We start from the raw sequence: 12,512 nt of genomic DNA, 5'->3' as shown, positions 1-12,512 counted from the left end.
GGCAAGCGCCGGCGATGTTCAGATTGAATCTGGATCAGTGTCCGATTCCGGACATGAGAAATGCTGGAGGCGAGGATCGGAGTCGAACCGACCTAGACGGCTTTGCAGGCCGCTGCATAACCGCTTTGCTACCTCGCCAGAGGATTTGATGCGCTCGTGATGCGGGCGGTTATGCGCCGCATCAACAAGGGAAGAATGGATCTTCCTGGAATTCTGGAGCGGGAGAAGAGGCTCGAACTCTCGACCTCAACCTTGGCAAGGTTGCGCTCTACCAACTGAGCTACTCCCGCTGAGGAGTACTGATTTTACGACGCCATTTGCAAGACACTGGAGCGGGAGAAGAGGCTCGAACTCTCGACCTCAACCTTGGCAAGGTTGCGCTCTACCAACTGAGCTACTCCCGCTTAGAGCCATGCAATTACTGATCACATCTACTGCTTTACTACGCCAATGCTACGTTCTGCAACAACCAGCCGAAACTGGAGCGGGAGAAGAGGCTCGAACTCTCGACCTCAACCTTGGCAAGGTTGCGCTCTACCAACTGAGCTACTCCCGCGTACAGAACAACGATTATGACAGGTTTCAGACGTTTTTCCAAGATCGCGTGCCGACTTTGCAATCTTTGGAGCGGGAGAAGAGGCTCGAACTCTCGACCTCAACCTTGGCAAGGTTGCGCTCTACCAACTGAGCTACTCCCGCTTCGTCTTTCAATCTGTCGCGTTGTTGTCGCAACAGGCAGGCATTATAGAGATTCTATTCCGTACGTCAAGGATGCCCGAAAACTAATTAAATCGGGCCCGCTTTTTCCTTAATCAGGGGCCAGGCGCGGCGCAGGTAGTAGAACATCGACCACACGGTCAGCACGCCCGCGATCCACAGCAGGTACTCGCCCCAGAAGTGGATGTCGATGCCAAACAGGCTGTCATGGAACAGCAGCATCGGGATCGCCGTCATCTGGGCAGCCGTCTTGATCTTGCCGATCGAGCTGACCGCGACCGAGCGCGTGGCCCCGATCTGGGCCATCCATTCACGCAGCGCCGAGATGGTAATTTCGCGCCCGATGATGATGCCGGCAATGATCGCGTCGACGCGGTCGAGCTGGACCAGCACCAGCAGCGCAACGGCCACCATCAGCTTGTCGGCCACCGGATCGAGGAAGGCGCCAAAAGCTGACGTCTCATTCCAGCGGCGGGCCAGGAAACCGTCGAACCAGTCGGTGATCGCAGCGACGATGAAGACGGACGTGGCAGCCAGGTTGCGGTCCTGCAGGCTCATCCAGTCGGAGGGAAGATAGAACAGTCCGACCACCAGCGGAATCAGGGCGACACGTAACCAGGTCAGGAGAATCGGGATATTTAAAGGCATGGGGAGAGCTGATTACCGTGGAAAATGCTTGGCCGTAAGTCTACATGGCTAAGGGGGTTTGGGCCAGTTGACTCGTCGGTAATGTCGACGAACAGCGGACGCTGCAGTGCGTGCAAGCTCAACGGCTTGGGCACGGTGCCGGTTGACACCGGGTAGAGAGATTGGCGGCGCCGCAGGATGCTGTGGGCGCGGCGCCAGTCTTCAGTGCAATTGCCGGTAGATCTCTTCAGCCAGCGCGCTCGAAATACCCTCGACCGTCATCAGGTCTTCGACACTGGCGTCGATGACCCCGCGCAGCCCGCCAAAGCGCGCCAGAAGGCGCTGGCGGCGTTTGGCGCCGATGCCCTCGATCTCTTCCAGGCGCGACGCCTGGCGCGTCTTGGCGCGCTTGGCACGCATGCCGGTGATGGCGAAGCGGTGCGCCTCGTCGCGGATCAGGGCGACCAGCATCAGCGCCGCCGATTCCTTGCCCAGTTCCTGCGCCGGACGCCCATCGGCGAAGATCAGGGTTTCCAGGCCGACGCGGCGCCCTTCCCCCTTGGCCACGCCGACGATCATCGACAGGTCCAGCCCCAGCTCGGTGAATACCTGGCGCGCCATCTCGACCTGGCCCTTGCCACCGTCGACCAGCACGATGTCGGGCATCACGCCGGCGCCGGCCAGCACGTCGGCCGCCACTTTCTCGTAGCGGCGCATCAGCACTTGCCGCATGGCGGCGTAATCGTCGCCCGGCGTAATGCCGTTGATGTTGAAGCGGCGGTATTCGCCGTTCTGCATGGCGTGGTGGTGGAACACGACACACGACGCCTGCGTCGCCTCCCCCGCCGTATGGCTGATGTCGAAGCACTCGATCCGCAGTGCGTCAAGATCGTCGTGTTCCAGCCCCAGCGTGTCGGCCAGCGCGCGCGTGCGCAATTGCTGCGAGCCCTGTTCGGACAGCAGGCGCGCCAGCGCGATCTCGCCGCCCTTCTGCGCCATCTCGAGCCACTGGCGGCGCTGCCCGCCTGGCTGCAGCACGAGGTTGATGCGGTGGCCGCATTGCTCGCTGAGCGCCAGGATCAGCTCGGGCTGGTCGAATTCCACGTTCAGGATCAGCGTGCCCGGAATGAACTGCCCCGCGTAGTGCTGCGCCAGGAACGCGCACAGCACCTCGACGTCGAGCGGACATTCGCCCAGCGACTCGCCGACATGGCTCGGGAAGTAGGCGCGGTCGCCCAGGTGCCGTCCGCCGCGCACCATCGCCAGGTTGACGCAGGCGCGTCCGCCCTGCAGCACGACGGCGATGACGTCGACGTCGGCGTCGCCCACGGTTTCCATGCTTTGCGCGTGCAGCACTTTTGACAGCGCCTGGATCTGGTTGCGCACGCCGGCGGCCTGCTCGAACTTCAGGTCCATCGCATAGGTCTGCATCTTGTTCTGCAGGTCGGCCATGACTTCGCTCTGGCGCCCGCGCAGGAAGCGCGCAGCGTTCTCGACGTCGAGCTTGTACTGCTCCGGCTCGATCAGCTTGACGCACGGCGCGCTGCAGCGACCGATCTGGTGCAGCAGGCACGGCCGCGTGCGGTTGGCGTACACGCTGTCTTCACAGGTGCGCAGCATGAACACGCGCTGCAGCAGCTGGATCGATTCCTTGGCCGCCCAGGCGCTCGGGAACGGGCCGAAGTACTGGTTGCGCTTGTCGAGCGCGCCGCGGTAATACGCCATGCGCGGCGCTTCGCCGCCCGTGATCTTGATGTACGGGTACGATTTATCGTCGCGAAACAGGATGTTGTAGCGCGGCTTGAGCGACTTGATCAGGTTGTTTTCAAGGATCAGCGCTTCCGCTTCGCTGCTCACGATCGTCGTTTCCAGGCGCGCGATCTGCGACACCATCATCGCGATGCGGGGGCTCGACAGGTTCTTCTGGAAATAGCTTGAGACGCGGTTCTTCAGGTTGCGCGCCTTGCCGACATACAGCACGTTCTCGGCCGCATCAAAGTAGCGGTAGACGCCAGGCAGGCCCGGCAGGCGATTGACGGTCGCGAGCACCTGCGCGCGCACGTCCGGCTCGACCTTCGGGCTCAGATTCTTGCCAGCCTCGGCGCGCGACTGCTCACGCGCCTCGGCCAGGCGTTCACGCCCCAGGCGCGCCGTCAGTTCGGGCGTGAGTTCGACACCGCTGTCGGTGGACGTGGTGGGTACGACGGGCTTTGCTTCGGACATGAATCTCTTGAAAAGGGGTCAGGCTGCTGGCGCGGGGGCCTGGGTGACGATGACGAATGCGACGCCGTAATCGGCCTCGTCGCTGATCGACACCTGGGCGCTGAGCCGGTTCTGCTGCATGAATTCTTCGAGCGCGCCACTGCAGACAATCATCGGTTTGCCGCTCGGCGCATTGAGCATCTGCATCGAGCGCCAGGTCATCGGCATGCGGATCCCGGTGCCGATGGCTTTCGAGAACGCTTCCTTGGCCGAAAAACGGGTGGCCAGGAAACGCAGCCCGCGCACCGCGTTCTTGGCGCTGCGGGCGTGGTACTTGGCCAGCTCCTGCGGGCCAAGGACTTTTTCGGCAAAGCGCGGGCCGCTGCGCGCGAGCGCCGCTTCCACGCGCGAAATCTGGACGATGTCGGTGCCGATGCCGTAGATCATGCCGGTCCGGTCCCGCCGGTATAGGCCGTGCCCAGGCGCGCCGCGACCATGATCGCCTTCATCTCGCGCACGGCGTTTTCAAAGCCGACAAACAAGGCGTGGCCGACGATCGCGTGGCCGATGTTCAGCTCGTGCAGGTCCTTGATGGCCGCGATCGGCTGGACGTTGGTGTAGTGCAGGCCATGGCCCGCATTCACGCGCAGGCCGCGCTGGACGCCTTCGCGCGCACCAACACGGATGCGTTCGAGCTCATGCGCGACTTCGTCCGGCGTGGCCTCGGCGTAGCGCCCCGTGTGCAGCTCGATCACGGTCGCGCCGACGGCGGCCGCCGCCTCGATCTGGCGCGCGTCGGCATCGATGAACAGCGAGACGCGGATGCCCTCGTCCTTCAGCTGCTTCACGGCCGCCTCGACCTCGTTGTAGTAGCGCACGACATCGAGACCGCCTTCGGTCGTGACTTCTTCGCGTCGCTCGGGCACCAGGCACACGTCCTGCGGCTTGACGCGGCAGGCGAAATCGATCATCTCGCGCGTGACGGCTGCTTCCAGGTTCATGCGGGTGGCCAGCAGCGGGCGCAGCGCGATCACGTCGGCGTCGCGGATATGGCGGCGGTCTTCACGCAGGTGCAACGTGATCAGGTCGGCGCCGGCCTGCTCGGCCAGCAGCGCGCCGCGCAGCGGGTCGGGATAAGTCGTGCCGCGCGCATTGCGCACGGTGGCGATGTGGTCGATGTTCACGCCCAGGTCGATCACCTGGCCAACGGGTTGCAGGAAGCTCATGGTGTTTGGTCTGTTTTACAGTTGCATCAAGTCGATCAGGATCTGGCGCGTGTTGAGCGGATGGCCGCCCAGGTGGTGCGCCAGCAGGAAGCGCATCAATTGCTTGCTCTGCGCCTGCGTGGCCGGGTCAGTATAGTCTTCGCGCTCCATGTCCAGCAGCGTCTTGCCCAGCACCACCGGCCAGACTTCGCCTGCACCGGCTTCACGGGCGCCGCGTTCGGGGTCCACTACATAGTCACCACCCGCCTCCACCCGGCTGCGCGTCGTCGTGCAGCGACTCAGGTCGGCAGCAACCCCTGTCTCCTTAAGTAAGGCCCGTTCGAATTTTCGCAAGACAATTTGCGCAGGTTCGCCGTGCGCTAACTGGTTCAAGGTCGAGACATAGTGGTCGAACAGGGCCGGATGGCGGTCGTCGCGCGCCAGCAGTTTGACCAGGAGTTCGTTGAGGTAGAAGCCGCACAGCAGCGCCGTGCGCTCCAGCGGGAGCATGCCGCCGACCCACTCGGCGTCGATCAACGTGCGCAGCTCGGACTTGCCGCTCCACGACACGGACAGCGGCTGGAAGGTTTGCAGCACACCGCGCAGTTTCGAGAACGGGCGCTTGGCGCCCTTGGCCACGAGTCCAACGCGACCGTGGTCGCGCGTGAACATGTCGATGATCAGGCTGGTTTCTTTGTAGGGATAGCTGTGCAGCACGAAGCCGGGCTGGCCGAGCACACGGCCGTCACGCGAAGAGGTCCTGGCCGGTGCGCTGGCCGACGCGCGGGTCCGCTTGGCGGCCGGTGGCGCCGCCTGCTCGGGCGCGTCGTCGATCAGGTCATCGTGGCTCGGCATGCTGTGTGGGCGCGCTCCGGGAACTTACTCGTAACCGTAGGCGCGCAGGCCCATTTCATTGTCGGCCCAGCCCGATTTGACCTTGACCCAGATTTCCAGGTACACGGGGCCGCCGAACAGCTTTTCCATGTCGAGGCGCGACTGCGTGGAAATTTCTTTCAGGCGTGCACCCTTGTTACCGATGATCATCGATTTATGGGTATCGCGCTCCACCAGGATGGCGGCGAACACACGGCGCAGATTGCCCTCTTGCAGGAACTGCTCGATCAGTACGGTGCTGGTGTACGGCAATTCGTCGCCCGACAGGCGGAAGACTTTTTCACGGACGATCTCGGCCGCGAGGAACTTTTCGCTGCGGTCGGTGATGTCGTCCGGGCCAAACACGGGCGCATTCTGCGGCAGGTGGTTCTTGATCTCGTTTTCCAGCGCATCGGTCTGGAAACGCAGCTTGGCCGAGACCGGCACGACGGCAGCGAATTCGCGCATCGCGGCGATCTTTTGCGCGAACGGCATCAGGACAGCCTTGTCCTTGACGTGGTCGGACTTGTTCAGCACCAGGATCACCGGCACGTTCTTCGGCAACAGCTCCAGCACTTGCTGGTCGGCCGGGCCGAAGGTGCCCGCTTCGAGCAGGTACAGGACGACGTCGGCCGAGATCAGCGTGTTCGAGACGGTCTTGTTGAGCGTCTTGTTCAGCGCATTGGCGTGCCGGGTCTGGAAGCCCGGCGTGTCGACGTAGATGAACTGGGCGTCGTCGCGGGTCTGGATGCCGGTGATGCGGTGGCGGGTGGTCTGCGCCTTACGCGACGTGATCGACACCTTGGCGCCGATCAGGACGTTCATCAGCGTCGACTTGCCGACGTTCGGACGGCCAACGATGGCGATGTAACCGCAACGGAAATTGTCGGGAATGGCGTTCATGCTTTTTTACTTCCTGGTTGTTCTGGCTTTGCCGCAGCCGGCGCCAAGGATGGGTCTGGGGCGCCGCCCTGATTGGTGGCGATGCCGGCCAGCTTGAGCTGGGCCGTGCGCGGCTTGGCCTTGCGGCTCACGGGCGACCTGGCCAGCGCCTTCTGGGCGGCGCCCAGAGCCAGGCTGGCCGCAGCCTGCTCGGCGGCGCGGCGGCTGCCACCGCGCCCGAACACTTGCACACTCAATTTGGGCACCAGGCATTCGACTTCGAATTCCTGGCTGTGCGCGGCGCCATGCGTGGCCACCACATTATACGTCGGCAGCGCAATCCGCTTCGCTTGCAGGAATTCCTGCAGCAGCGTCTTGGCGTCCTTGCCCAGCGTACCCGGGTCGACCGTGTCGAGCAGCGGGATATAGAAGGCGCGGATCACATCGCGCGCGCTGTCGAACCCGGCATCGAGGAAGATCGCGCCCAGCAGGGCTTCGAGCGTATCGGCCAGGATCGACGGACGGCGGAAGCCTCCCGATTTCAGTTCGCCCTCGCCCAGGCGCAGGAACTGCGACAGGTCGAGCTTCTGGGCGATCTCGAACAGCGCCTGCTGCTTGACGAGATTGGCGCGCAGGCGCGACAGGTCACCCTCGTCCAGGCCACGATAGCGTTCGTACAGGATCGAGGCGACGACGCAGTTCAGGATCGAGTCGCCCAGAAATTCGAGGCGCTCGTTATGCAGCGCGCTATGGCTACGGTGGGTCAGGGCTTGCTGAAGCAGCCCGGGATCCCGGAATGTATAGCCCAAGCGCGTCTGCAATAACTGATGATTCATTGTCGGTGTCGTGTGCGTGGCCGGCGCCAGGCGCCCTGCCACGAAGTCCATATGGCGTGAAAGTACGGTTACGGTGCGGCGGTGCTGGCCTCGGCGACGATGCCGCTCGGGTCCGTGGTACCGGAAAAGTCGATCAGGATGCTGACGTTGCCGGCCAGCGGCAGGCGTTTTTCGTAGGCGAAACTGATCTCGAGGTCGCCATTGTCGCGCGTGAAGACCAGGTCGGCGCCGCGGATGGCCTCGACGTCATTGATGCTGGTATTGCGGTCGAATGCGGCCTGCATCGCCCGCACGGTGCCGCCTTCGGCCTTGGTCTTGACGATGGCGGTCTTGATCGCGTTGTACTCGATATAGGCCGGGATCATGCGCATCGCAAAGACCAGCACGAGGCCGATCACGGCGAGGGCCACGATCAGGCCGGTCAAGGTGACGCCCTGCTGTTTGCTCCGGACCATATGCACCTCTTTAATGAATGCCGCCAACGCGCTTGAAGTTGCCAAAGTTCATCCAGACGACGAATGCCTTGCCCACGATATTACGGTCTGGAACAAAACCCCAATAGCGGCTGTCGGCGCTGTTGTCGCGGTTATCGCCCATCATGAAATACTGGCCAGCCGGCACGACGCAGGTGAATTTGTCTTCCGTATAGTCGCAGGCTTCGCGCAGCGGGAACTGCTCGACGCTCGGGAAGTCAAAGTTGCGGCGATCGGCCGTGTTCAGAATGCGGTGCTGCGTGAAGCCGCCCGGGCTCGGCAGTTTTTCTTCGAGCTGCTTGTGGTAGACCGGATGCTGGTCGTCCAGGTAATCGTCCAGCGGCGTGTACTCGACGGCCTTGCCATTGACGGTCAGGCGCTTGTCTTCGTAAGTGATGGTATCACCAGGCACGCCGACGACGCGCTTGATGTAATCCTGGCTCATGTCCTTCGGATACTTGAACACCATCACGTCGCCCCGCTGCGGGTCATTGATCTGGATAATTTTCTTGTTGATGATCGGCAGGCGGATACCGTAGGTGTACTTGTTCACCAGGATGAAGTCGCCCACCAGCAGCGTTGGCACCATCGACGACGACGGAATCTTGAACGGCTCCCACAGGAACGAACGCAGGATGAACACCATCGCAATCACCGGGAAGAAGCTGCCCGAATACTCGACCCAGGTCGGCTGGCGCACGTGCGCCGCTTCGATCGCGGCGCGGTTGCCGTTGTGGTCGACCTTGATGCCCTCGGCCACCAGCTTGGCATTGCGCGCATCGTACTCGCGCAATGCGGCATCGGCGGCACGCCGGCGTTGCTTCGCCAACACAAACCGGTCCAGGCACCAGATGATGCCCGTGATGACCATCAGCACGAACAGGATCAGGGCGAAATTGCTCAACACGGGTTGCAGGTTCATTATTTGTCTTCCACCTGGAGGATCGCCAGGAACGCCTCTTGTGGAATCTCCACCGAACCGACCTGCTTCATGCGTTTCTTGCCTGCCTTCTGTTTCTCGAGCAGTTTCTTTTTACGGGAAATGTCGCCGCCGTAGCACTTGGCCAGCACGTTCTTGCGCAGCGCCTTCACGTTTTCACGCGAAATGATCGTCGCGCCAATGGCTGCCTGGATCGCCACGTCGAACATCTGGCGCGGGATCAGTTCGCGCATCTTCGCAGCGACCTGGCGGCCACGGTACGGTGCATTGGCGCGGTGCACGATGATCGCCAGCGCGTCGACCTTCTCGCTGTTGATCAGCATATCGACCTTGACGACGTCAGCGGCGCGGTTTTCCTTGAACTCGTAATCCATCGACGCGTAACCGCGCGAGGTCGACTTCAGCCGATCGAAGAAGTCCAGCACGATCTCGGCCATCGGGATTTCGTAGTGCAGTTTCACCTGGCGACCGTGATACGCCATGTCCATCTGGATGCCGCGCTTGCCGTTGCACAGCGTCATCACGGCGCCCACGTACTCTTGCGGCATGTACAGATTGACGTCGACGATCGGCTCGCGCACTTCGTTGATTTTTGATGGTTCCGGCATCTTCGACGGGTTGTCGACGCGGATCATGGTGCCGTCGCGCATTTCGACTTCGTACACGACAGTCGGCGCCGTCGTGATCAGGTCCATGTCGAATTCGCGCTCCAGGCGCTCCTGCACGATTTCCATGTGCAGGAGGCCCAGGAAGCCGCAGCGGAAGCCGAAGCCCAGCGCCTGCGAGACTTCCGGCTCGTACATCAGTGCGGCATCGTTCAGCTTGAGCTTTTCCAGCGAATCGCGCAGCGCGTCGTACTGGTTGGCTTCGACCGGGAACAGGCCGGCAAACACCTGCGGCTGGACTTCCTTGAAGCCGGGCAGCGGTTCGGCAGCCGGCTTGCTGGCCAGGGTTACCGTATCACCGACCTTCGCTGCGGTCAGTTCCTTGATGCCGGCGATGATGAAGCCCACCTGGCCGGCCGACAGCGTCGGCAGCGAGACCGAGCGCGGCGTGAACACGCCGATGCTCTCGACCAGGTTCACCGAACCGGTCGCCATCAGGAGAATCTTGTCTTTCGGGCGCAGCGTGCCGTTGATCACGCGCACCAGCATGACGACACCGACGTACGGGTCGTACCACGAGTCGACGATCAGCGCCTGCAGCGGCGCATCGGCGTCGCCCTTCGGTGGCGGCACGCGGGCAATCAGCGTTTCCAGCACGTCTTCGATGCCCAGGCCCGTCTTGGCCGAGCACATGGTCGCGTCGCTGGCGTCGATGCCGATGACGTCTTCGATTTCCTTGCGCGCGTTGTCCGGATCGGCGTGCGGCAAGTCGATCTTGTTCAGGATCGGCACCACTTCGACGCCCAGGTCGAGCGCGGTATAGCAGTTGGCGACCGTCTGGGCTTCCACTCCCTGCGACGCGTCGACCACCAGCAGCGCGCCTTCGCAGGCGGACAGCGAGCGGCTCACTTCGTACGAGAAGTCGACGTGGCCCGGGGTGTCGATCAGGTTCAGGTTATAGACCTGGCCATCGCGCGCCTTGTAATGCAGGGCCGCGGTCTGGGCCTTGATGGTGATGCCGCGCTCGCGTTCCAGGTCCATCGAATCGAGCACCTGGGCATCCATTTCACGGTCCGACAAGCCGCCGCACAGCTGAATGATGCGGTCAGCCAGGGTCGATTTACCGTGGTCGATGTGGGCGATGATGGAGAAGTTACGTATGTTGTTCATTAACAGAGCTCAAAACCAAATAGACCGCGAATGCGGCGGATACGACTGAATCAGGGTGCACGTGCCGCGCGCGGCAAACAGAAAAAGCGCCGCGCCGGGGCCGTGCCGGTCCCCAGGCGAGCGCCATGGCAAAGCAAACAATTCTGGGGAGGGCCGTCTTGAAACACGCCAACCCGGCATTTTACCGGATTTCGGGACGCCCAACGGGATTTCCGGCCTGCCCCTCGAGGTAGGCCAGCACGGCGGCGCGGTCGAGGAAGTAATGGCACAGCTCGGGCTGGTCGAAGGCGCCATACAGCACCGGCACCAGTTCGTCGAAGCGTGCCACCAGCGCGGGATCGGCGTCGACGTCGATTACGCTGATCGCGAACGGCAGCGCCGGGGTTTCCAGGGCCCGCAGCGCTGCCAGCATGTCGTCGCACAGGTGGCAATACCCGCGCGCGTACAGCGTGAACGGCACCGGCGGCGCAGCAGGCACTGCGCGCATCAGGGACGCGGCTTGACGGTCAGGTATTGCGTGGCGCCGTCGCGCTGCACCAGCAGCGCCACCGGCTTTGCCTTGTCGTGCCTGGCCAGCAAACCGGCGAACTGTTCGACACTCGTCAGCAGCGTGTTGTTCCACTGCAGCAGCACGTCGCCTGGCTGGATACCGGCGCTGGCCGCAGCGCCCGTCGCATTCTCGACCAGCACGCCACCGTCCACGCCCAGCTGGCGGCGGTCAGCCTGCGGGATGGCCGACAAGGTCAAGCCCAGCGCATTGGCCGTCGCACCCTGTGCCGGCTTCTTCGCTGCCGGTTTGCCGGGCGTGGATTTGTCGTCCTGCAGCTCGACGATCGTGACCGGCACCTCGACCTGCGCACCGCGGCGCCAGACCGTGACGCTGGCACGGCTGCCGACCTTGGCAGCGCCCACCAGGCGTGGCAGGTCGCGCGTCGTCTCGACCGGCTGCTTGTTGAACGCCAGAATGATGTCGCCAACCTTGATGCCGCCCTTCTCGGCCGGCCCGCCCGCCTCGACCATCGAGACTTCGGCGCCGCGCGCCTTGCCCAGGCCCAGCGATTCGGCCACGTCGCGCGTGACTTCGCTGATCTGCACGCCGATGCGGCCCCGCGTCACCTTGCCGCTGGCCTTGAGCTGCTCGGACACGCGCGTGACTTCATCGATCGGCACCGCAAACGAGATGCCGTTGTAGGCGCCGGACAAGGTGGCGATCTGAGAATTGATGCCGATGACTTCGCCGCGCATATTGATCAACGGGCCACCCGAGTTGCCGGGATTGACGGCCACGTCGCTCTGGATCAGCGGCAGGTATTCGCCCGTGTCGCGCGACTTGGCCGAAATGATGCCGGCCGTCACGGTGTTTTCGAGGCCGAACGGCGAGCCGATCGCCAGCACCCATTCGCCGACGCGGATCTTGCTCGAGTCGCCAGTACGCAGGTAAGGCAGGTTCGTTGCAGTCAGCTTGAGCAGCGCCACATCGGAGCGGCGGTCGGCGCCCAGCACCTTGGCCTTGAATTCGCGCCGGTCGGTCAGCGTGACCGTGACTTCGTCGGCGCCTTCGACGACGTGCGCGTTGGTCAGCACGTAACCATCGCCGGAAATGATGAAGCCGGAGCCGACGCCGCGCTGGACTTCACGCTCTTCGTCGGCTTGCGGCGCGCCGCGCCGGCCGCCACGCGGCGGCATCTGGCCACCGAAGAAGCGGCGCAGGAATTCCTGCATTTCTTCTTCACCAGGCGCGCCGCCGCGCGTGCTGACGCGCTCGGTGGTGCGGATATTGACGACAGCCGGACCGACCTTGTCGATCACATCGGTGAAGTCGGGCAAGCCGGTCACGGTGGGTGCGGACACCGGGGCAGCGCCAGCGGCGTGGGCCGGCGACAGGGTGAGTACGGAGGTGCCGGACACGAGCAGTGCCGACAAAAGCAGACTGGCAGTTTTACTGGTCATGGATTCGCTGTTGAATGGCTAAGATTGACCAA

At 63.2% G+C, this 12,512-nt stretch carries 12 protein-coding genes and 5 tRNA genes; all 17 read right to left on the bottom strand.

Annotated elements, in window-relative coordinates; all coding sequences use genetic code 11:
* Positions 1-64: 64 nt before the first annotated feature.
* Positions 65-138, bottom strand: a tRNA-Cys gene (locus AC56LN_RS06690).
* A 76-nt stretch (positions 139-214) separates the two neighbouring features.
* Positions 215-290 (bottom strand) — tRNA-Gly (locus tag AC56LN_RS06685).
* Positions 291-328: 38 nt separating this feature from the next.
* Positions 329-404: transfer RNA gene (locus AC56LN_RS06680), tRNA-Gly, on the bottom strand.
* 76 nt (positions 405-480) lie between these two features.
* Positions 481-556: transfer RNA gene (locus tag AC56LN_RS06675), tRNA-Gly, on the bottom strand.
* A 67-nt stretch (positions 557-623) separates the two neighbouring features.
* Positions 624-699 (bottom strand) — tRNA-Gly (locus AC56LN_RS06670).
* Between the two features lie 87 nt (positions 700-786).
* A complete protein-coding gene (gene pgsA, locus AC56LN_RS06665; protein WP_499570543.1) occupies positions 787-1,365 on the bottom strand; it encodes a CDP-diacylglycerol--glycerol-3-phosphate 3-phosphatidyltransferase in 579 nt (192 codons plus the stop codon).
* A gap of 201 nt (positions 1,366-1,566) precedes the next feature.
* Positions 1,567-3,567, bottom strand: a complete 2,001-nt coding sequence (gene uvrC, locus AC56LN_RS06660; protein WP_482899299.1) for an excinuclease ABC subunit UvrC — start codon at positions 3,565-3,567, stop codon at positions 1,567-1,569.
* An 18-nt stretch (positions 3,568-3,585) separates the two neighbouring features.
* A complete protein-coding gene (gene acpS, locus AC56LN_RS06655; RefSeq protein ID WP_499570541.1) occupies positions 3,586-3,993 on the bottom strand; it encodes a holo-ACP synthase in 408 nt (135 codons plus the stop codon).
* Positions 3,990-4,772: a pyridoxine 5'-phosphate synthase gene (pdxJ, locus tag AC56LN_RS06650; RefSeq protein WP_499570539.1), complete on the bottom strand. Its 783-nt coding sequence runs from the start codon at positions 4,770-4,772 to the stop codon at positions 3,990-3,992. The genes acpS and pdxJ overlap by 4 nt, the downstream gene beginning before the upstream one ends.
* 15 nt (positions 4,773-4,787) lie before the next feature.
* A complete protein-coding gene (gene recO / locus AC56LN_RS06645) occupies positions 4,788-5,606 on the bottom strand; it encodes a DNA repair protein RecO (protein ID WP_499570537.1) in 819 nt (272 codons plus the stop codon).
* Between the two features lie 24 nt (positions 5,607-5,630).
* Entirely contained in the window at positions 5,631-6,527 is an 897-nt protein-coding gene (era, locus tag AC56LN_RS06640) for a GTPase Era (RefSeq protein ID WP_183558249.1), read from the bottom strand.
* Positions 6,524-7,315, bottom strand: coding sequence for a ribonuclease III (gene rnc / locus AC56LN_RS06635; RefSeq protein ID WP_499570535.1), 792 nt, complete (start codon positions 7,313-7,315; stop codon positions 6,524-6,526). Before rnc ends, era begins: the two co-directional genes overlap by 4 nt.
* Positions 7,316-7,410: 95 nt before the next feature.
* The gene (locus tag AC56LN_RS06630; protein WP_499570533.1) at positions 7,411-7,797 is read right to left on the bottom strand and encodes a DUF4845 domain-containing protein; all 387 of its coding nucleotides are present in this window, start codon (positions 7,795-7,797) and stop codon (positions 7,411-7,413) included.
* Between the two features lie 10 nt (positions 7,798-7,807).
* Positions 7,808-8,737: a signal peptidase I gene (lepB, locus tag AC56LN_RS06625; RefSeq protein WP_183558239.1), complete on the bottom strand. Its 930-nt coding sequence runs from the start codon at positions 8,735-8,737 to the stop codon at positions 7,808-7,810.
* Positions 8,737-10,530 carry a translation elongation factor 4 gene (gene lepA / locus AC56LN_RS06620; protein WP_482899303.1) on the bottom strand — a complete coding sequence of 598 codons (1,794 nt, stop codon included), beginning with the start codon at positions 10,528-10,530 and terminating at the stop codon, positions 8,737-8,739. The genes lepB and lepA overlap by 1 nt, the downstream gene beginning before the upstream one ends.
* A 181-nt stretch (positions 10,531-10,711) precedes the next feature.
* A complete protein-coding gene (locus AC56LN_RS06615; protein ID WP_499570530.1) occupies positions 10,712-11,017 on the bottom strand; it encodes a glutaredoxin family protein in 306 nt (101 codons plus the stop codon).
* A complete protein-coding gene (locus AC56LN_RS06610) occupies positions 11,017-12,480 on the bottom strand; it encodes a DegQ family serine endoprotease (RefSeq protein ID WP_499570528.1) in 1,464 nt (487 codons plus the stop codon). Before AC56LN_RS06610 ends, AC56LN_RS06615 begins: the two co-directional genes overlap by 1 nt.
* Positions 12,481-12,512 lie beyond the last annotated feature (32 nt).

Source organism: Telluria sp. ZT3P26 (assembly GCF_059686035.1).
This window is presented reverse-complemented; position numbering and strand designations above follow the sequence as displayed.